This window comes from Oceanobacillus limi, from assembly GCF_900111445.1.
Lineage (GTDB): Bacteria > Bacillota > Bacilli > Bacillales > Amphibacillaceae > Ornithinibacillus > Ornithinibacillus limi.
This window is the reverse complement of the sequence record NZ_FOHE01000020.1, coordinates 1-20,152: the sequence shown is the minus strand read 5'-3', so window position 1 is coordinate 20,152 and position 20,152 is coordinate 1. Positions and strand designations below refer to the sequence as shown.

Below are 20,152 nucleotides of genomic sequence, written 5' to 3'. Positions count from 1 at the left end.
GGTGTGATATATGTTTCCAGGTAGACCAGGACGTCCGATGCCACCATATCCGCCAATGCCACCTCGCAGACCTCCGATTTTGGGTCAACAACAACCGAATCGTCCGAATATCATGTCTTTCTTTCAAGATAATGATGGTAACATGGATCTAGAAAAAGTTACTAAAACTGCTCAGCAAATAAATAGCCTATATGGTCAGGTTAGTCCTTTAATTTCCCAATTTTTCAAGCGATAAAAAGCAAAAGGAACATTTTGTAACTACTTTCATAAAATAGTGTATTCATTGATAAGGCGGGAATTTTATGGATTACACGTATCTGAATTGTTTAGCGGAATTAGGTGTTGGTGGAGCCCACCCAGGTGGGCATCCATTGACTAAAAATCTATTGGATGCAGAAGCCATTCGAGAAGAGACAAAGGTTTTGGAGGTCGGTTGTGGTACTGGAAGAACATCAGCATTTATTTCCAAATGTTATGGATGTCAAATAACGGCAATAGATATTCATGAAATAATGGTGAAAAAGGCAAAAAAACGCTTTTTAGAGGAGAAACTACCTATTAATCTAGTGCGCGGTAATGTTGAAAAACTCCCTTTCGAAGCGTCTATGTTTGATGTTGTTTTATCTGAATCAGTCATTTCATTTACTAATGCTTCATTAGCAATTCCTGAAATAAAACGTGTTCTAAAATCAGAAGGAATTTTGCTAGGAATTGAGATGGTATTGGAACAAAAAATACCCGAAGAGGATTTACAGCCAATGAAAGATTTTTATGAGCTATCCAAAATAAGAACCGTTGAAGAATGGGATTCCTTGCTCGTGGAAAATGGATTTTATGATAGAGAAATAACGACCGTTATCCCCTCGTTTGATCCTTCTGACCCAGACAATGCACCGGAATTTCAGTTATCTGATAATACCGATGTAATGTATTTTGATATTTTAAAGGAACATGAGAAATTAACCAAAATGTATCAGGATGTATTAGGGTATCGAATATTCAGGTGTAAGGGCTAGCAGATATGAATAGGGGAGGGGATGAGTGTGTCTATTAGAAAGGCTACTTTCAAGGAGACCCAATATATACTGGACCAAGCACTTGTTGTACTCAAGGATTCCAGTATGGGTTTTGTGCAACCAAGTATCGAAAAGGCTTCTCAAATAATGACGCCTATTTTGGCTGATGGCGGATATTATTTGGTTTTTGAAACCAATCAAATAATTCACGGATGGATTGGTGTCGGAACAATATATGACTTTTATACGGATGAAACTGTTGGAACGATTCCAGAAATCTACGTGTTTCCTACGTACCGAAAGCAAGGAATCGCAGAAAAGCTAATGAGGGAAGCATTCCGTTATTTAGCTAGAGAAGGAGTACGAAAAGTACAATTAAATGTATTTGCAGGAAATAAGGCAAAAAAGTTGTATGAAAAACTTGGATTTCATGATGTATCAACGTTAATGGAAAAAAATTTAATGAACGATTAAATAGGTTAAAAAGCCGGTTCATCCTTTGTACAAAGGATGAACCGGCTTTTTAACCTAAAGACTAGTTAATGTCTATATATTTACGTTCGGATTGTTTTTTTGGAATAGTTATTTTTAGCATACCTTCTCGAAAAGTAGCTTTCGTTTCCCGTTTCGGTATTTCAAATGGAAGGGTGACAAAACGTTCTCTTTTTTGGAAAGATTGTTGTTTGTTCAAATAGGCATTTTCGTTATTTTTCTCTTCGATAATCGCATTGTCTTCTACCCCTATCCTTAATTGATTCCCAATAATCTCCAATTCAATTTGGTCTCGTTTGTAGCCGGGCAACTCGGCCTCAACAATCACCTTTTTTTCTGTTTCACGTACATTTATCCAAAATGGTCGAAGGTTAAAATGGGAATTCATATGTTTAAAGGAATGGTTGAAAAAGTTATCCATTTGCCGCATGAAATCATGAAGTGGCGTCATGTCAACATCGAAACGGTTTGGAAGTTTGTCTCTATTCGAAGCCATTATTTCACCCCTTTTTCCAAATTTACACTAATAAGTTATGCAGTTGTAGAAAAAGAGTAGTGGGCATTCATAATTAAATTTTAATTCATTAAGAAGGAATAGATTTGTCTATGAACTTCCTTTGGCCTTTCCTCTGTAATTAGGTGTCCAGTGTTTTCATAGCTGATTAATTTTGCTTGTGGCAATTCTTTTTCTAACCTTTTCCCAATTCGAAGTGGGACAACTTTATCGTTTGTTCCCCAAATCAATAGAGAGGGAGTGTGTACTTCTTTCACTTGCTCACTTGTTAAATCGCCTTCTCGGTATCGAACAAAGCGAGTGAGGGATTTGGAAAAATCAGGATCTTTGATAGGTCTTTCGTATTCCTGAATGAGTTCATCAGTAATAAAGGAATGATCGTATAATACGTTTCTTAGATTTTCTAGAACCCCATTTTTATGAATGTGATGTTTAGCGATAACGTGAAAAAACGGTAAATATGAAGCATACACTAACCATTTATTTGCGGCTTGTAAATAACCGGAGCTTGCAAGTAAGATTAGTTTTTGGATTCGATCCGGTATTTTTCGAGCGATGTACATGGCGATTTGGCCACCCATAGAATGTCCAACAATTGAAACGTTATGTAGTTGAAAATAGTCCATACATTTAATGACAAGATCCGCATAATTATTATAGGAATAAATAAAGGTTTTCGATTTTTCACTACGTCCAAATCCCGGTAAATCAATTGCGATTATCGAAAAGTTTTCTTTTAGGTATGGAATTACTCGATGAAACGTATGTGTTGAAGATACAAATCCATGAATGAGAATAATTGGTGGTTTATCGTTAAGGATATATTCACAATAGATTTTTACGTTCGATAGAGTTAGATACGTGTTATTCAATGCATATTCACCTCATTCTATTTCTTGATTATCGTATACAGGAACATTTCTGTAAAGTTCCTCCACCCACTTTATTCATCACCACAGAAAAGAATATCAACCTTTTTTGAAACCTTTCCATTCTCTTTGCGTATAAGAGGAGAAAGATTCTTGTATTTTTGGTAAGATGAATATGTATGAATAAGAGAAATTATAGGGGGATCAGCATTGGATTTTAATAACAACAATAATGAAGAAATATCAAAACAGAAGATGGATCGATTAAAGAAATTAATGAATCGTGTAGGAATTGTCTTAGGGATCCTTGTTGTTCTATTAGTTCTTGGGCTAATTGCTGCTCAGTTTCTAACGGACTATATTTGGATGGATACTTTAGGATTTGGAACTGTATTTACTACTGTTTTAGGAAGTAAGGTCATATTAGGTGTGATTGGTTTCATTTTATACCTCATATTATCTTACGTCACTTTCACCTGGATTCGCCGATCCTATATTGGGCATTTTCATGGAAATCAGCTGCCTTCGTTTATTCAAAGTAAGAAAGCTAGTAGTTTAATCATACTTGGTATTTCCGTATTTGTTGGATTAATTGGAAGCTCGATTATTCAAGGTTTTGGATGGGAACCAGCACTAAAACTATTAAATCATGCAACCTTTGGAGAAACAGACCCATATTTTAACATGGACATATCCTTTTATTTATTTGTGTTACCGTTTATTAAATTTGTTGTTAACATCTTACTTGGTCTAGGAATCTTTTTCTTACTAGTTGAAATAGGTTTTTATTCTGTGTTTAATATGTATCGGATGAGTCGATCAGCTCAGTTGCATATGGGGATAACGTTAGGATTTATTGGACTATTATTAGCTGGATTGCATATGCTAGCACCTTATGAAACGCTACTTACAAATCAAGTTAATATTTTTCAAGAGAGTGTTGTTCATGGATTAAGTTATACCGATGAAGTGATTAATATACCAAAAGCGTATGTATTAGCTGCTGCGGCTATCATTGGTACCGTGTGGTTGATTATTTCGCTTACCAAAGGCAAATTGAAGTCAATGGTTATTCCTGTAATAACCTATGTTATTTTAGTAGTTGCGGGTCAAATAACATCAGCTGTAGTTCAAAACTTCGTTGTTTCACCAAATGAATTTTCCAAGGAAAGTCCGTATCTACAGCACAATTTAGATTATACAAAAGCAGCCTACGACTTGGATCATATTGTAGAAGAAGAGCATCCAGGAAATAATTCCTTAGACGAAGATATGCTTGAAAGAAATAAACTAACGATTGATAATATGAGAATAAATGATGCTAGACCAATTCTTGATGTATACAATCAAAAGCAGACTTTTAGAACGTATTATAACTTCAATGATATTGATGTGGATCGTTATGAGATTGACGGGGAGTATCATCAAGTCTTTGCTGGTGCAAGGGAGTTAAGTACCGTTGATTTACCAGATCAAGCACAAACATGGGTCAATCAAAACTTACGTTATACACATGGATACGGATTATCGATGAGTCATGTTAATGAAATAACCTCACAAGGACAGCCAGAATTTATGATAGAAAACTTGCCACCTGAAGGGGCTATTGATGTAACCAAACCACAAATATATTTTGGCGAGCAGCCGTATCAAAATGTTATTGTTAAAAGTAATGTAGATGAATTTGATTATCCTGCTGGCGACGAGAATGTGTCCAACCGATTTGAAGCGGATTCTGGTATTCCGTTACAAGGCTTTAATCGATTCTTGTTTGCATTTAGTGAAGGTTCATTCCGCATGCTCGTATCGGATCAAATTACTGAAGAAAGTCAACTACTTGATACAAGAAATATTATGGATCGTGTAAACAGAATTGCTCCATTTTTTGATTATGATGAAGACCCGTATATTTTTGTTCGAGAGGATGGAAGTCTTGCTTGGATGATTGATGCATATTTAACAGCAGAGCGTTATCCTTATGCTGAACCACATATGTATGATGAAAACTATATTCGTAATTCAGTTAAAGTAATGGTAGATGCGTATACTGGTGAAGTTGACTTTTATGTAGTTGATCCAGAAGATCCATTGTTAATGACGTATCAGAATATGTTCCCAGAATTATTTACCGAAGAAATACCGGAAGATGTACGTAGTCATTTCCGATACCCAGAAAGATTATTTACGATTCAGGCTTCCATGTATGGAACGTACCATATGTCTAATTTAGAAGTGTTTTATAACCGAGAAGATCGTTGGGAATTTCCAACAGAGAAATATTTCAATGAAGATGTTACGATGGAACCTTATTACATTACGATGAAGTTACCTGAGTACGATGAAGAAGAATTTATTCTCATGATGCCGTATACACCGAAGAACAGGCAAAATATGATTGCTTGGATGGGTGTGCGGAACGATGGCGATAACTATGGGGAATTATTTGTATATGAATTTCCAAAACAGCGGAATATTTATGGCCCACAACAAATTGAGAACCGAATTAATCAGGATAGTTATATTTCTCAACAGTTGAACTTATGGTCTCAAGGGGGATCGGAAGTAATTCGTGGGAACTTACTCGCCGTTCCAATCGAAGACACGATGTTATATGTCGAACCAATTTATATTGAGTCTTCAAATGAAACTTCATTACCTGAAGTTAAACAGGTAATTGTTGCTTACGGTGACTTGATTGCTATGGAAGCGACATTTGATGAGGCGCTTAATAAAATTCTTGATATGATTGATCCTAATGTTGAATTAGATGAGCAGCAACAACCAGATCCGGATGAATTAGAAGAAACAGACGATTCGGAAGATCCAATTGAGTCAATTATTGGTGCAGAGGAATCGTTACGTGAGATTTCTGATTTATTTGATGCATATCAAAATGCGCTGTCAAATGGAAATTGGCAGGAAGCTGCTGAGATAATGACAGATATCGAAGAAAAATTAAATGAAATAGAATAAGCATGAGCTCCTGGTTATTATGTAACCAGGAGCTTTTTCTTTTAATACAGTAGATGTTTTCTATTGTATTTTAATGAATAGTTGATATATGATGCGACATAATGATTTAGTGAAATTCCTATCATCTCCATCTTTCGATAGTGCTAAAATGTCGCTACGACAGAATACTTCGCTTTCCGTGGGCACGGCCTCAGCCAGGGTACTACTTGAATATTCTTCTTTGTTCCCTTGCGCCGAGGAATTAGCTTCGAAGAGTTACTAGTAGACGCAGGCGCATCAATACGGGGTCTTCGGACTCGTGCTGTTCCCACAGTCTACGCATTCTGTCTCCGCTGTTGAGATGTTTCTTATTTTGCAAGAATATACATCATGAAACTATGATTATTGATTGAATAATAATCACAAAATATATCAGCGTAATGTATTTCCGTAGCGGTGATAGTATCTCCCAAAATCTTTTAGAATTTGTTATGTCACATAAAATATACCTTATATTCACTATGATCAACCAACATAAAAACGATTAATTTAAGAATTCAACCACAGAAGTTTAATATCCTTCTGATTGACAGATATAAACATACGTGATACATTTATTTTGAATTAAAGATATTTTAATTAAATATAATATTGTTTCGTATATTACAAAGAATAGATATTGACTGGAGGCTTACGAATGAATGGATTAAAAGGAATGCACCATGTTACGGCGATTACAAGTAGTGCAGAGAAAAATTACGAGTTTTTCACGTACGTATTAGGAATGCGGTTAGTAAAGAAAACGGTAAACCAGGATGATATTCAAACATATCATTTATTCTTTGCTGATGATAAAGGGAGTCCAGGTACAGATATGACCTTTTTTGACTTCCCAGGAATTCCAAAAGGCTCACACGGTACAAACGAGATTTTTAAAACAGCATTTCGTGTTCCTAGTGATGACGCTTTACACTACTGGGTCAAACGATTAGACCATTATAAAGTGAAGCACACTGGTATTGAAGAACAATTTGGTATAAAGGTATTAAACTTCGTAGACTTTGATGATCAAAACTATCAATTGATTTCTGATGAAAATCTTAAAGGTGTAGAAGCAGGGACTCCTTGGCAAGAGGGCCCTGTACCACTCGAGTATGCTATTACAGGATTAGGTCCAATTCATGTTCGCATTGCAAACTTTGATTATTTTAAAGAAATGCTGGAAAAAGTACTTCAATATAAGGAAATTGCCAATGAAGGAGCTTTTCACTTATTTGAAGTAGGTGAAGGCGGAAATGGCGCAAGAGTTGTGGTGGAATATAATCCTGTCCTTCCACAGGCTATGCAAGGATATGGTACGGTACATCATGCTGCGTTGAGGGTTGATGATCGAAATGAATTAGATGAATGGGATGAACGTATGCGTAGCTTTGGCTTCCAAACATCTGGCTTTGTTGATCGATTTTTCTTTGGTTCCCTATACGTACGTGTTGCTCCACAAATCTTATTTGAATTTGCAACAGATGGTCCTGGATTTATGGGAGACGAACCATATGAAACACTAGGAGAAAAATTATCATTACCACCGTTTTTAGAATCGAAGCGTGAGAAAATTGAAGAAATGGTTCGCCCGATTGACACAGTAAGAAGTACTTTGAAAATAGAAAAGGAATACTTTTAGATTGAGCAATGAGGCCTGCATTATTATGCAGGCCTCTTACTATTGTGATTTACCACTGTTTTGTATCATTTGTCATTTGCTCTTGTACGCTTTGATCACTTGTACTAAGCATACCCATATCTTGTTGCCCTTGATTTTGTTGACCAGTGTTATTCATCATGTTTTGAATTGGCTGAGTCATTTGTTGGACAGTTTGGCTATTCATAGCGTTCGTTAGTTGTTGTGGTAATCGTTGGAATGTACCATTTTGAATCCCTTTTCTTATGCCGTAAATTGCAGCACCTGCAGCTCCTACTGTTAAGAGGGAAGTCATCATCCCGCGGTTATTCATAATCATCATCCTTTTCCCGGTTCAGAGTAGCTTTCAAAAAAGAAAGCCATCTATAGTTTTTAATAACTTCTTTAAATCATACGTTCCTCTATATGCCATTTTTTTGCAGGGAAATATTCGAAAGTTACAATATTTTTACGACCAGAAATCCATACTACCTAAAGAGGTGAAATCGATGTTTAAACTATTATCACATAATGATCTCGATGGAGTCAGCTGTGGAATATTAGCAAAGCTCGCGTTTGGTAAAGATGTACGTGTGCGTTACAATTCGATATCCGGACTTGATCGAGAGGTAGAGTGGTTTTTGGAAAATGGGGATAAAAATACATTTTTATTCATTACCGATCTGTCGGTTAACACGGAAAATGAGAAAAGGTTGGATGAGTTTTTCAAGTTATCTGGTAACGTTCAATTGATTGATCATCACAAAACTGCCCTCCATTTAAATCAATACGATTGGGGGCATGTAATTGTGGAAAATGAAACAGGAAAGCTTAATTCAGCTACATCTTTATTATATGAATATTTGGTAAAACATAATTACTTACAAGCTACTAAGGCTATCGATGAATTTGTCGAGTTAGTAAGACAATACGATACTTGGGAGTGGGAAAAGAATGATAACCAAGATGCACAACGACTTAATGCATTATTTTTCCTCATTTCCATTGATGAGTTTGAAGAGAAAATGATCGAAAGGCTTTCCACAAGTGATACGTTTTACTTTGATAAGTTTGAACAAAAGATACTGGATATGGAAGAAACCAAAACAGATCGTTATATCCGAAAGAAACGGCGAGAACTGGTTCAAACAAAAATCGATGATTATTACGCTGGAGTTGTTTTTGCGGAATCATATCATTCGGAACTCGGCAATGAACTAGGAAAAGATAATCCGCATTTAGACTATATCGTTATCATAAACATTGGAGCGAAACGCGCTGGATTTCGTACAATTCATGACCATATAGATGTTTCGGAGATTGCTGGAAAGTTTGGAGGTGGGGGGCATGCAAAAGCGTCAGGATGTTCGTTAACAGATGATGCTTATCAACTTTTCGTTGCTGAAACCTTTCCATTAGAACCATTACGAGAGGATGCCAGGAGAAATCGATATAATGTAAAGGAATCTGATTATGGTACGATTTACCAAGGTCATCAGGATAAATTATTCTTCCTCCATTCAACGGAAGATGGGAAATGGAAAATAACACAAAATAATAATGCAGTTGGTGAGTCATTTCTAACTTTTACTGATGCTGAGAAACACCTGAAGCGTAACTATGAAGCCTGGTTAGCTCGAGATGACGTATTTGTTCATTATCTTATCGAACAAGTGAAAAAGAATTAGGGTTTGGAGTCTGTCAGACGGCAGGCTCTTTCTTATGGATTATAATTGCCTTTCCTATTTCTAGGGCAATGGTCTGTAATAGGAATAAAGTGATAACTATTTCTAAAAGAAAATTGTGCAACTATTGAAAAGCTTCTTGGATAAGTAGCAAAAATAAAGGGGATTTGGGATATTTCCTTTACAAAGAAACTTTAGGTATAAAGTTTAACAAAATTACTAGTCCTACCCGTATGATTTCCCAACATGGCAATGCCTGTAAACCTACATGAAATTCTTTGAGCTCCCATATAAATTTTAGAGTAAAAAATAAAGGAGGAGTTCAAATGAAACTCAAAGTTTTAGGTGGTTTGGCGTTACTGGTACTACTATTTTCTCCGTTAGCAAGTGTAGCGGCAGAGGAAATTGAATCATTGCCGAACAATGCTGAGGGAGTCTCGGTTAACGAAGTAGGTGAGAAAGGTGCCTATGTAAAAGGAGAAGTCGTCGTTAAGTTTAAGGAGAAGATTTCTGTAAACACGCAAGAAAAAGTATTACAGGATATTGGTGCCAAAGTGAAGCCGGCACCAAAAGTAGTTGAATCGCCATTTTTAGTTTTAGAAGTAGGGAATGTAGAGGCTGTAGTAAAAGCATTAAGTAAGAATAAAAATGTGGAATATGTGGAGCCAAATTATATTTTGAAGGCTGCATGGTCTCCAAATGATACGTATTTTAGTCCGAATTATCAGTATGGTTTATTTAACACATCTGCTGATTCTGCTTGGGATGTTGCACGAGGAAGTTCTGGGCAAGAAATCGCTGTGTTAGATACTGGGGTTGATTATAATCACCCTGATTTAGATGGGAAAACAATTCGTGGGTATGATTTTGTTGACGGGGACTATACACCATCTGACTTAAATGGTCATGGAACACATGTTGCAGGTATTGCTGCAGCTGAAACTAATAATCGAACAGGTATTGCAGGTATGGCTCCTAATACGGATATTTTAGCTGTTCGTGTCTTGGATGCGAATGGAAGTGGATCACTAGCAAATATTGCAAACGGGATTCAATATGCAGCCGACTACGGTGCTGAAGTGATCAATTTATCGCTTGGTTGTGCTTGTGATACGCAAGCTTTAGAAGATGCAGTAAACTATGCCTGGAATCGTGGTTCAGTTGTTGTAGCTGCAGCAGGTAACGATGGTACTTCGCAACAATTCCAACCGGCTTCGTATGCAAATGCCATTGCAGTAGGTGCAGTAGACAGCAACAATAATAGAGCTAGTTTCTCTAATTATGGATCATGGGTTGATGTAGCGGCTCCAGGAGTTGATATTGCGTCAACGTATCCAAATAATCGCTATGTATATTTATCTGGAACTTCTATGGCATCCCCTTATGTAGCTGGTCAGGCAGCACTATTGACAGGTCAAGGACGTAGTAATACGCAAGCTCGTGCTGCAATCCAGAATACGACTGATTATATGTATGGCAACTATGTTCGCTATGGGATAATTAATGCTTATGATTCCGTAAATTATTAAGTGTGAAAATAGCACCTCATGTCGGGGTGCTATTTTTATCGATAAATTGAAATTATTTGATAGTGTGATTCACTGTCGGTATTAAGGGGATACTTTTAATAAAGAAATATTTATAAAGGAGTTTTAAAGTTGACCCTTGTACGCCTTGGATATTCTGCAATAAGTGTAAACGTAAAAAATAGTTCTACGTCCAAAACAATGACCTATAGTCGATTCTCACAGATATCTGACTGGGATGCAGCTGTTCATAAGTTAGAGCAAATAGCCAAAGCCAATTTAAGTAATTGCCTTCGATTATTTAAATATAATGTTGCAAATGATATTAATTTCTATCGTATATCTTCCAAGCTCATTCCGTTAGCAGATCACCCAGAAACAGAGGACTGGGATTATATGGATTCGCTTAAGGAGTCTTTAACGGAATTAGCATCTTTTTTGAAGGCACATCCTCAAAAAAGAGTTGATTTTCATGCTGATCACTTTGTGTTACTTAACTCCCCTAAATCGGATGTATTAAAAAATTCCGTTAAAACTTTACGAATGCATTATCGTTTACTGAAAGGGTTGGGAGTCCTTCCTAGACATCGATGCGTGATGCATGTGGGAGGCGGTTATGGGGATAAAGAACAGGCTTTGGAACAATTTGTTCATAATTGGGGTGTGATTCCAACGAAGCTTCAAGAGATGATTATCCTTGAAAATGACGATAAAACCTTCTCATTGTTGGATACGTTATATCTATGTGAAAAATTAGGCATACCGCTTGTTTTTGATTACCATCATCATCTAGCGAATCATGATGAGCCTAATTGGTCTAATCAATGGGATCGGATCGTTCATACATGGAGTACATCAAGTATGCCAATAAAAATGCATATATCTAGTCCGAGGTCTTCAGAAAAATATCGTGCTCATGCTGATTATGTGGATCCAGAGATGTTTTTGGATTTTTTAAATGAAATCAAAGGAACAGTTCCGAAAATTGATTGCATGATCGAAGCTAAACAAAAGGACGATGCAATATTTAGACTGATACGAGATCTTCGTAATTATCCTGAAATTGAAGTCGTAGATCAAGCCAGCTTTTTAATTAAATAAACCTCATAAAAAAGGGTGCCAGGCACCCTTTTTTTATTTGTCAGTAGGACCTCGTGATCCTTCTTTTTTATGGTGTGTAATATAAATCGTTGGTGCCCGGTAGTCTCTGGATGCGCGAATATCTTCTCCAGAGGCTTTCATAAAGGACCATGCGAGTAAGAACATGATAAAAATAATGGGAAACCCGGAAACAATACTTGCTGTTTGTAATGTTTCTAAATCTCCGATAAACATTAAAACAAGTGGCATGATACATAGGGTGAATGCCCAAAACAAGCGGTGCCAACGTAATGGATCTCCACCTTTTACACTTTTTTGAGCAACTGCAGCTAAAATGTATGATGCAGAATCAAATGTTGTTGCTAAGAAAATGATAGCCAGTATTGTAAATATAGCAACAATGAAAGTCGAGAGCGGTAACTGATTTAGAATTGCAATAATGGTAGCAGGAGCACCATATTCATTCATAAAGGAGATAACATCAAAGCTACCTGTAAGCTGCAAATAGAGTCCGTAATTTCCAAGGATTCCAAAGAACAAAATACAACCAATTGTCCCATATACCATTGTCCCTATAATCATTTCTCGGATTGTACGGCCTCTGGAAATTCGTGCAACAAATAAACCAACGAAAGGTGCATATACAAGCCACCACGCCCAATAGAATACTGTCCAACTTTCCGGAAATAATGTTTCATCAAAACCAGCTACATTTGCAAGTGGTTCTAACCAAGTAGACATTCGGAAAAAGTCGTTTAAGAGAATTCCGATACTTGTTACGGTAGTCTCACTTATAAATACCGTTGGACCGAACAGGAATATAAACCCTAGGATAAAAATAACTAACCACAGATTTAAATCACTCAATACTTTGATTCCTCTTTGCAATCCGGAATAAGAACTAATCGCAAAAATTGCAGTACAAAGTAGCATGATTCCTGCTTGCGTTCCTAAATTTACTGGTAATCCTGTTAAGTCGTTAACGCCTTCGGTAATCATTGGTGTCCCTAGTGCTAACGTTGTTCCGGCTCCTCCCATAAGACCAAATATGAACAATACATCGATTACAACACCAATTGGTCCATCGACATATTTTCCTAGGACGGGTCGGATTGCTTCGCTAATTTTTAGAACTGGTTTTTTTCGCACATAGAAAAAATAAGCGATAGGTAATGCAGGTAATGTATAGATTGCCCAAGCAATTGGCCCCCAATGGAAGATACCATATGTGGAAGCAAATTGAATTGCTTCTTCAGATTCGGGAGCGATTCCAAATGGTGGTCCTTGATAATAATAAGCCCATTCAATCATACCCCAATAAAGGATACTCGAACCAATACCGGCAGAAAAAAGCATTGCCGCCCAAGAAAAAGTACTAAACTCTCTTTTGGTTTCTCGTCCACCAAGCTTAATCTTTCCTTGTTTGCTAAATGCAACGAATAGCAGGAATATTAGTGATAATAAGCCCATTAGTATAAACAGAACACCAAAGTTTCCTGTCATAAAACGATTTGCAGCATTGATCACTTCAGCACCTGCTTCAGGGAATATTACAAGCGGAATGGTTACCCCAAATAGGATTACTAAAGCACCAAAAAAGGTAGGCCAATCAATTAAATTCTTGTTCATGCAAAGCATCCTTTCTTCCGAAAAATTGCATCACTAAAAACGAGTGCATTGTTAATATGTAACAAAACTTCGATATATATAATAGGAAATAAAATTAAATGATTAATGTTCTGATTGATTAATGTTAAACTGATTGTAATAAAAAATGTGATGAAGGAAGTGAACATAGTGGGGGATCGAATTGGCATTGATGTAGGAGGTTCGCTTGTAAAAGTAGCATATGAGGAACGTGGTCACATACATACGAAGATATTCTCAAACCAGGAAATAGATGAACTCATCCAATGGTTGCAATTAATAGCTCCAAGAGCAACACTTTACCTAACTGGTGGAAAAAGTGGCGTTCTAATGGAGAAGTTGAACCATAAAATGGTTCAAGTGGAAGAGTTTGAAGCTACTACGGAAGGCGCTAAGTATTTACTTCAAATAGAAAAACAAGTAATAAAAGATCACTTTATTCTGGTAAGTATCGGCACAGGAACGTCTATATATTCTGTTACGGAAGATTCTTATGACAGACTCCTCGGAAGTGGTATTGGCGGAGGGACTTTCATGGGATTGGGGAATTTACTAACTGGAGAATCGGATTTTCGTAAGTTACGAGATTTAGCGTCACAAGGAGATGCTACGAAGTGTGATTTACTAGTTCGCGATATCTATGCACCACATGAAGCCCCTTTAAACGGAGATTTAACAGCTGCCAATTTTGGTAAAGTCTTTACCGAAAAAGCTGAAAACATAGATGACCGTATGGCAAGTCTCGTCAAATTGATTGGAGAGACGATCTTATTACTTTCTACCCAAGCAGCATCTTCGACTCAAGTGGAGCAGATTGTGTTTGTTGGTAGTACATTAAACGGTAACAAGCCTTTAAAAAATGTTTTGACCAGCTTTCAGAATCTACTGCCATATGAACCGATTTTTTTAGAAAAGGGATCACATGCTGGAGCAATTGGGGCATTGTTTTTGTGAGATTTATCACACGGTAAAGAGGCGAATTACGATAACATATAAGATGTAGGTTCAGTAGATCCCGGAGGTTCCTTATGAATATATGGTTTTATCTAAATACAACAGTAATTATTATTGCAACTTGGCAACTGGTTCAAAGGTATCCCTCTATTACGCTACACGTTATTATTGGATTTATTGGTTTAGGCTTTTTTCTGTTTAATTGGACTAGACATGCCGTTTTCTCTACGATCAGAGAAACTTCTGATCGAAAGCTAAAGATTAGGTTAGCAATAATGTCGAAAAAAATTGTTCCGTTTCATCGATGGATTGGGAACATAGCGCTTCTCATTATTCTTGGTCATGCTTATCTTGTACTTAATTTGTTTGGATTTTATTGGAGTAATCCAAAGATGATCAGTGGAGTTCTTGCATTGTTGTTTCTAGTTGCTATGGTAACAACAGGGTGGATGCGATTAATAAAGCCTACAGTGAAAAAAAGAAAAGCACACATATATATTGGAATGACCCTTTTCTTTTTAATTACACTTCACATCATTATTGGGTAAAAAATGTAGATAACATTATACATTAGATAGGGGGAAGTTTTTTGTTAAATCAACGAAAGCCGATTAAAGTAAATGAGGCTATTGAGCGAGTACTGAATCATACATCTATAGGTAATATCGAATATGTTTCTTTAGAAGAGAGCTATGGTCGTTTCTTAGGAGATGATTTAATTGCTGATCACCATGTTCCACCATTTGATCGATCTCCGTATGATGGTTTTGCTGTACGTGCCATGGATACGAATGACGCCTCTCGAAATACACCAATAACATTGGAAGTTGTTGGTGAAATAGGTGCGGGTAGTGTATTTGGTGGTGTAGTTGACAAGGGGCAGGCAGTTCGCATTATGACGGGAGCGCAAATTCCCGAAGGTTGTGACGCAGTTGTTATGCTTGAATTAGTGAAAGAAATAAAAGAAGAGACGAAATCATTCATACAGCTGAAGAGGAGCTTTGAGTCTGGTGACAATATTTCTTTTTCGGGTGAAGATACGAAAAAAGGGGAAGTCCTTGCTTCAGAGGGTACCTATATTAATCCAGGAATTGTTGCTTTGTTAGCGACATTTGGCTATAAGCAGGTTCCGGTAAGCTGTAAGCCTAAGATTGGTATTATTGCTACTGGGAGTGAATTATTAGATGTAGATGAAGAACTGCAACCAGGTAAAATAAGGAATAGTAATGCATTTATGGTATATTCTCAAATCATCCGTGCAGGTGGTGAACCTATTTATTTTGGCCAGTTTAGTGATGAATTCGATACTTGTTTTGAACAGGTTAAAAAGGCATTAGAACAGGTGGATTTTCTAATTACGACTGGCGGAGTTTCAGTCGGAGATTATGATTACTTGCCTGCCATTTACGAAAAACTAAGTGCAAATGTCATGTTCAATAAAGTTGGCATGCGACCAGGCAGTGTGACTACTGTGGCAGAAATAGATGGACAATTATTATTTGGGTTATCAGGAAATCCTTCCGCTTGTTATGTAGGATTTGAATTATTTACACGTCCCATTATTCGAACCTACTTACATGCGTATCATCCAGCCTTAAAGAAAGAAACAGCAATTTTAGGTGCTAACTTTCCAAAGCCAAATCCGTTTGATCGCTTTGTTCGTGGGCATTTGTCATTTGAAAATGGAAAATTAATTGCGACTCCGGTTGGGTTAGATAAATCGAATGTTGTTTCTTCACTAGGTAGTGCTAATGTTTTAATCAATCTCCCAGGTGGTACAAGAGGTTATGAACAAGGGATGGATGTATCTGTCATTTTGTTAGAGGACCAAGAAGGAACTACGTTAGAACAATTTCTTTCTTCCGGCGGTCACACTAAGAGGAGGGCAAGGTATGACAAATAATCTTTATGAAGTGATTGATACCCCAATTCAAGTGGAGGAATTGGTTCAAAAAGTAGAACGTAGGGAAGCCGGTGCCATTACAACTTTTATTGGAACCGTTCGTGAATGGACAAAAGGAAGACGGACAATCTATCTTGAATATCATGCATATGTACCAATGGCGGTGAAAATGTTATCTAAAATTGGCGAAGAAATTGAATCGAAATGGCCGGATACACAAGTAGCAATCACTCATCGCATCGGTCGCTTAGATATTTCGGATATTGCTGTGGTCATCGCTGTATCGTCACCCCATCGAAAGGCTGCCTATGAGGCGAATGAATATGCAATTGAACGGATTAAACAAATTGTTCCCATTTGGAAAAAAGAACATTGGGAAGACGGAGAAACCTGGATTGGTGATCAATTAGAAAATGTTGCTTACCCTAGTGGAAAGCCGACAATGGAGGAGAGTTAAATGATTCGCATTCTATTATTTGCTCATTTGCAAGATGAATTAGGTACAGAAAGCATTGAAATGGATGGAGAGATGACAATTAAGGAACTAAAAAATAATCTACTATTGGATTACCCATCCCTCCGATTAGACAGTGTCATGGTCGCTGTAAATGAGGAGTATGCTTTGGATGATGATATTGTTAAGTCTGGAGATACGATTGCCTTGATCCCACCAGTTAGTGGTGGTTAATGTGAACATACTCCAGATTATTGGTTATAAAAATAGTGGAAAAACAACTCTATCCACTGCTATCATTGAATTTTTAATCGGTAAAAGCATTCGGGTGGGCGCTTTGAAGCATCATGGTCATGGTGGCCGTCCAGTTGGTATAGAGAATACCGATAGCGAAAAACAAAAGAAGGCAGGAGCACTTCTTGCTGGTGTAGAAGGGGAAGGGATTTTTCAATTATCGAAACAAGGTGCTTGGGATGTTGATCAAATGATTGACTTATACCGTTTTTTCGAAATGGATTTTGTTGTTGTGGAGGGCTTTAAAACAGCAATTTATCCGAAGGTAGTCGTTATTAACGAGGAGAAAGACCTGATGCTTATTGATCAGCTAACAAACATTGCAGCTGTTGTAGCATCGTTTCCAATTCCTAAGAAATACGCTTTCCCGGTTTTCCATGATGTGGATGAATTGATTGTATGGTTAGATCAAGAGTTATTTGAAAATGGTGGGGAAAATCGTTTCAATATAAATTAAGGGAGATTTTTTCTGCTCCCCTAATTTATATTGCAAATTTCAATCGGGCAATTTTCACAACCAATTTCATCACGTAAATACTGCATGTCCTCTATTAGGATTTTTCCTTTTTCAACCATGGAAATAACTCCTAGCCTTTTTAGGTCAGCCAACATTCGATTCACACTTTCTCTTGTTGTGGCACAAAATTTGGCAAGTTCTTGGTTGGTTAGCGCAAGGTCAATTAGAATTCCATTATTTTTTTGTATACCATAACTATTTGAAAATCGAATTAGGGTTGAATAGAGTGCACCCTTCTTTCCATTTAAAAGCAAGTCTCTGATCTTACTTTGGAATTTTCTCATATGATCACTCGACCATTTCATGTATTCCATTGTAAGAGCATTGTTGGTCATTAACTCCTTTTCAAGCTTTCTTTTTGGAATCATTATTATTTCGGCAGGTTGTATTACCCTTGCGCTTAAAAAATACTTTGACTTCTCATCGAATAGTGTTAGCTCACCAATCATGTCCTTCCCTTTACAGATTCGTAGGGATAACTCCTTTCCGTCTGATGTTAGCAATGTCATTTCAATTAATCCTGACGTAATGAAGAAGATTTCATGTGCATTTTCACCAGCGTGAAAGAGGTACGTATCCTTTTCAGCTTTAACCTTAGTACCTATCGAAGTTAATAAGTGTTGTAATTCTGTTGAAGGATGTTTCTCATCATGACTTTTTAACAAAATGTCTCTATGCACGTTGGATTCTCCTTTCTCAATGAGGAGAGGGGGGAACAACATTCCTCTCCTACATAAGTGCAACTAGCCTGGCACATGCTAAGTTTTCTGTATAACGCTCTATCAAGTTATCCCTATTGTAACATTGGTTAACGTGTGATAAATCACATGAAAATTACGATATTATGACAATCACAAATAACTACGATTGAGGCCTATGTTAATCAGGTACCTATGCATTATGTCCGCCTATTTTTTTGCTTCGGTCTAATGTAACTCCTGCATCCGTATAGCTTGTAGCCCGGAGGATGGAAGTTGCACCGTATTTATCTCGGATGGCATCCATAACATATCCGATATCTGTTTTTTTTGATCGATCTTCAAATAGGTTTAACTGTGTTTCTCCTTTATCATAAAGCTTATCCAATGTGACATAGACGTGGCGGATATTACTTTCTCCATCATAAAATTCTTGAAATAACTGTTTACACATGTAATAGACATCCATGGTAACGTTTGTGGGAAAGGGCAGGGATCTTGAACGGGAAAACCCTCCGCCTGTTTCTTTCGAATAAGCGATGCCGAGATGAACGTTTTTTCCTACTTTTTCGGCTGTGCGAGCTCTGCGGCATACTTCTTCACATAAATCAAGAATACAGATGTCCACTTCATCCTTATGGTAATCACGTAGTAAGGCAATCCCGTGACCAAATCCTTTCTGGTCCGTTTTTGTAAAGTTACCATAAATAGGACTCAAATCGATGCCCCAAGCATGCCAATACAATTGTTCCCCTATGATGCCGAACCGTTTCTTAAGTTGCTCCGGGTTAAACTTAGCTAGCTGTCCTAGTGTAAGGATCCCCATTCGATTTAGATTTCGTTTCATTCGATTTCCAATTCCCCAAATGTCTTCTACTGGGAAGGGCCATAGTTTTTTCGCAACATCTTCATATCTGCATTCAGCGATTCCTACTTTTTTCCCATGTAGATCCATTACAACCTTAGCAAGGAATTTATTATCTCCTATTCCAATGGAACATGTAATTCCGAAATTATCGAGGATTTCTTGTTTAATTTTACGCGCTACTTCCCAGCAGTTTCCAAATAACCTCTCTAAACCATTAACAGTTACCCAGACTTCATCAACTGAATACTGATGGATAGCTTCCATAGGCACATATTGATGAATAAGCTTTGTAATTTCTACTGAGACTTGAAGGTAATCAGCCATGTGCGCCCGAACAATATGAATATCTGGATCATCTGGTAATTCGAAAAAACGACTGACATTACTAATTCCGTGTTTTCTTTTCAACTCAGGGGAGGCTGCTAATACAATACTTCCAGATCGATTAGGGTCTCCAACAACAGCAATCAGTGCTTTCATTGGGTCCAACCCTAATTTGACCGCTTCTACACTTGCGTAGAAGGAGCGCATATCGATGCAGAGTACGTCATTACGGGGATATAGCGAATAATCCATCGTATCACCACCTAACATTTGTAGAACATTTGTTCTTATTATATGTCTGAGTAACCAAATTATCAAATGGAAATATATGTTTCTATAGAACGTGGGCTAAATGAGTATAAAGTGGTTTAACATGGAATGAATAAATATGTGTATTTAATCTTATTGACTTCTGTATTGTCCCATTGTATGATGAATATCCGCTGCTAATCACAGCGAGATTTTTTCAAGATAGTAGCACGTACACAAATCATTTTGTTGCAAAAATTTCAAAAAATCATTGACAACTTAAATGATAGTGTGATATATTTATAAAGTCGCCATTACGGCAGACGACAAATCCTGATTCACTATATGAAAGTTTTCACAAAAAACTATTGACTTGATATTGTGAGTTTGATATAATTAAAAAGTTGCTTC

20 protein-coding genes are annotated in these 20,152 nt (G+C 37.1%); 14 read left to right on the top strand and 6 right to left on the bottom strand.

Annotated elements, in window-relative coordinates; all coding sequences use genetic code 11:
• The first annotated feature begins 10 nt into the window (after positions 1 to 10).
• The 3 genes from BMX40_RS16355 to BMX40_RS16345 all read left to right on the top strand — a co-directional run bounded on the left by BMX40_RS16355 (position 11) and on the right by BMX40_RS16345 (position 1,490).
• Entirely contained in the window at positions 11 to 235 is a 225-nt protein-coding gene (locus tag BMX40_RS16355; RefSeq protein WP_090871920.1) for a YppG family protein, read from the top strand.
• 67 nt (positions 236 to 302) lie between these two features.
• Positions 303 to 1,016, top strand: coding sequence for a class I SAM-dependent methyltransferase (locus tag BMX40_RS16350; RefSeq protein WP_090871918.1), 714 nt, complete (start codon positions 303 to 305; stop codon positions 1,014 to 1,016).
• Between the two features lie 21 nt (positions 1,017 to 1,037).
• Entirely contained in the window at positions 1,038 to 1,490 is a 453-nt protein-coding gene (locus BMX40_RS16345) for a GNAT family N-acetyltransferase (RefSeq protein ID WP_244513628.1), read from the top strand.
• Positions 1,491 to 1,551: 61 nt separating this feature from the next.
• Here BMX40_RS16345 and BMX40_RS16340 read toward each other — a convergent pair whose 3' ends face one another.
• Positions 1,552 to 2,004, bottom strand: a complete 453-nt coding sequence (locus tag BMX40_RS16340) for an Hsp20/alpha crystallin family protein (RefSeq protein ID WP_090871914.1) — start codon at positions 2,002 to 2,004, stop codon at positions 1,552 to 1,554.
• 80 nt (positions 2,005 to 2,084) lie between these two features.
• Positions 2,085 to 2,894: an alpha/beta fold hydrolase gene (locus BMX40_RS16335; protein ID WP_090871911.1), complete on the bottom strand. Its 810-nt coding sequence runs from the start codon at positions 2,892 to 2,894 to the stop codon at positions 2,085 to 2,087.
• 207 nt (positions 2,895 to 3,101) lie between these two features.
• Here BMX40_RS16335 and BMX40_RS16330 point away from each other — a divergent pair, with 207 nt between their 5' ends.
• Together BMX40_RS16330 and BMX40_RS16325 are read left to right on the top strand one after the other, a co-directional pair.
• Positions 3,102 to 5,864 (top strand): UPF0182 family membrane protein, encoded by a 2,763-nt coding sequence (locus BMX40_RS16330; RefSeq protein ID WP_342028688.1) that lies wholly within the window; start codon positions 3,102 to 3,104, stop codon positions 5,862 to 5,864.
• A gap of 676 nt (positions 5,865 to 6,540) precedes the next feature.
• Positions 6,541 to 7,524 (top strand): ring-cleaving dioxygenase, encoded by a 984-nt coding sequence (locus BMX40_RS16325; RefSeq protein WP_090871909.1) that lies wholly within the window; start codon positions 6,541 to 6,543, stop codon positions 7,522 to 7,524.
• A 49-nt stretch (positions 7,525 to 7,573) separates the two neighbouring features.
• Here BMX40_RS16325 and BMX40_RS16320 read toward each other — a convergent pair whose 3' ends face one another.
• The gene (locus BMX40_RS16320; RefSeq protein WP_090871907.1) at positions 7,574 to 7,855 is read right to left on the bottom strand and encodes a hypothetical protein; all 282 of its coding nucleotides are present in this window, start codon (positions 7,853 to 7,855) and stop codon (positions 7,574 to 7,576) included.
• A gap of 175 nt (positions 7,856 to 8,030) precedes the next feature.
• Here BMX40_RS16320 and BMX40_RS16315 point away from each other — a divergent pair, with 175 nt between their 5' ends.
• The 3 genes from BMX40_RS16315 (at position 8,031) to uvsE (ending at position 11,833) form a co-directional block, all read left to right on the top strand.
• Positions 8,031 to 9,209, top strand: coding sequence for a DHH family phosphoesterase (locus tag BMX40_RS16315; protein ID WP_090871906.1), 1,179 nt, complete (start codon positions 8,031 to 8,033; stop codon positions 9,207 to 9,209).
• Between the two features lie 323 nt (positions 9,210 to 9,532).
• Positions 9,533 to 10,735 carry a S8 family peptidase gene (locus BMX40_RS16310; protein WP_090871904.1) on the top strand — a complete coding sequence of 401 codons (1,203 nt, stop codon included), beginning with the start codon at positions 9,533 to 9,535 and terminating at the stop codon, positions 10,733 to 10,735.
• A gap of 129 nt (positions 10,736 to 10,864) precedes the next feature.
• Positions 10,865 to 11,833: a UV DNA damage repair endonuclease UvsE gene (gene uvsE / locus BMX40_RS16305; RefSeq protein WP_090871901.1), complete on the top strand. Its 969-nt coding sequence runs from the start codon at positions 10,865 to 10,867 to the stop codon at positions 11,831 to 11,833.
• Positions 11,834 to 11,866: 33 nt separating this feature from the next.
• On the opposite strand, the gene BMX40_RS16300 is transcribed toward uvsE, so the two are convergent.
• Complete coding sequence (locus BMX40_RS16300; RefSeq protein WP_090871899.1) at positions 11,867 to 13,462, bottom strand: BCCT family transporter; 1,596 nt, start codon at positions 13,460 to 13,462, stop codon at positions 11,867 to 11,869.
• A 168-nt stretch (positions 13,463 to 13,630) separates the two neighbouring features.
• On the opposite strand from BMX40_RS16300, the gene coaW reads away from it, so the two are divergent.
• From coaW to mobB, 6 genes are all read left to right on the top strand, one after another.
• Positions 13,631 to 14,434, top strand: a complete 804-nt coding sequence (coaW, locus tag BMX40_RS16295; protein WP_244513627.1) for a type II pantothenate kinase — start codon at positions 13,631 to 13,633, stop codon at positions 14,432 to 14,434.
• Between the two features lie 74 nt (positions 14,435 to 14,508).
• Positions 14,509 to 14,982, top strand: a complete 474-nt coding sequence (locus tag BMX40_RS16290) for a hypothetical protein (RefSeq protein WP_090871897.1) — start codon at positions 14,509 to 14,511, stop codon at positions 14,980 to 14,982.
• Positions 14,983 to 15,023: 41 nt separating this feature from the next.
• A complete protein-coding gene (locus tag BMX40_RS16285; RefSeq protein ID WP_090871895.1) occupies positions 15,024 to 16,337 on the top strand; it encodes a molybdopterin molybdotransferase MoeA in 1,314 nt (437 codons plus the stop codon).
• On the top strand, positions 16,327 to 16,794 hold the full coding sequence (locus BMX40_RS16280; protein ID WP_090871893.1) for a molybdenum cofactor biosynthesis protein MoaE: 468 nt from the start codon (positions 16,327 to 16,329) through the stop codon (positions 16,792 to 16,794). The genes BMX40_RS16285 and BMX40_RS16280 overlap by 11 nt, the downstream gene beginning before the upstream one ends.
• The gene (moaD, locus tag BMX40_RS16275; protein WP_090871891.1) at positions 16,795 to 17,025 is read left to right on the top strand and encodes a molybdopterin converting factor subunit 1; all 231 of its coding nucleotides are present in this window, start codon (positions 16,795 to 16,797) and stop codon (positions 17,023 to 17,025) included.
• Between the two features lies 1 nt (position 17,026).
• A complete protein-coding gene (gene mobB / locus BMX40_RS16270; RefSeq protein WP_170840829.1) occupies positions 17,027 to 17,542 on the top strand; it encodes a molybdopterin-guanine dinucleotide biosynthesis protein B in 516 nt (171 codons plus the stop codon).
• 20 nt (positions 17,543 to 17,562) lie between these two features.
• Here mobB and BMX40_RS16265 read toward each other — a convergent pair whose 3' ends face one another.
• On the bottom strand, positions 17,563 to 18,324 hold the full coding sequence (locus BMX40_RS16265) for a Crp/Fnr family transcriptional regulator (RefSeq protein WP_090871887.1): 762 nt from the start codon (positions 18,322 to 18,324) through the stop codon (positions 17,563 to 17,565).
• Positions 18,325 to 18,493: 169 nt separating this feature from the next.
• Positions 18,494 to 19,744, bottom strand: a complete 1,251-nt coding sequence (locus tag BMX40_RS16260) for a DNA polymerase IV (protein WP_090871885.1) — start codon at positions 19,742 to 19,744, stop codon at positions 18,494 to 18,496.
• Positions 19,745 to 20,152 lie beyond the last annotated feature (408 nt).

Coding starts and splice junctions, on each gene's coding strand:
- BMX40_RS16355 (WP_090871920.1), top strand. CDS start 11: ATGTTTCCAGGTAGACCAGGACGTCCGATGCCACCATATCCGCCAATG.
- BMX40_RS16350 (WP_090871918.1), top strand. CDS start 303: ATGGATTACACGTATCTGAATTGTTTAGCGGAATTAGGTGTTGGTGGA.
- BMX40_RS16345 (WP_244513628.1), top strand. CDS start 1,038: ATGAGTGTGTCTATTAGAAAGGCTACTTTCAAGGAGACCCAATATATA.
- BMX40_RS16340 (WP_090871914.1), bottom strand. CDS start 2,004: ATGGCTTCGAATAGAGACAAACTTCCAAACCGTTTCGATGTTGACATG.
- BMX40_RS16325 (WP_090871909.1), top strand. CDS start 6,541: ATGAATGGATTAAAAGGAATGCACCATGTTACGGCGATTACAAGTAGT.
- BMX40_RS16320 (WP_090871907.1), bottom strand. CDS start 7,855: ATGAATAACCGCGGGATGATGACTTCCCTCTTAACAGTAGGAGCTGCA.
- BMX40_RS16315 (WP_090871906.1), top strand. CDS start 8,031: ATGTTTAAACTATTATCACATAATGATCTCGATGGAGTCAGCTGTGGA.
- BMX40_RS16310 (WP_090871904.1), top strand. CDS start 9,533: ATGAAACTCAAAGTTTTAGGTGGTTTGGCGTTACTGGTACTACTATTT.
- BMX40_RS16300 (WP_090871899.1), bottom strand. CDS start 13,462: ATGAACAAGAATTTAATTGATTGGCCTACCTTTTTTGGTGCTTTAGTA.
- BMX40_RS16290 (WP_090871897.1), top strand. CDS start 14,509: ATGAATATATGGTTTTATCTAAATACAACAGTAATTATTATTGCAACT.
- BMX40_RS16280 (WP_090871893.1), top strand. CDS start 16,327: ATGACAAATAATCTTTATGAAGTGATTGATACCCCAATTCAAGTGGAG.
- moaD (WP_090871891.1), top strand. CDS start 16,795: ATGATTCGCATTCTATTATTTGCTCATTTGCAAGATGAATTAGGTACA.
- BMX40_RS16265 (WP_090871887.1), bottom strand. CDS start 18,324: ATGTTGTTCCCCCCTCTCCTCATTGAGAAAGGAGAATCCAACGTGCAT.
- BMX40_RS16260 (WP_090871885.1), bottom strand. CDS start 19,744: ATGGATTATTCGCTATATCCCCGTAATGACGTACTCTGCATCGATATG.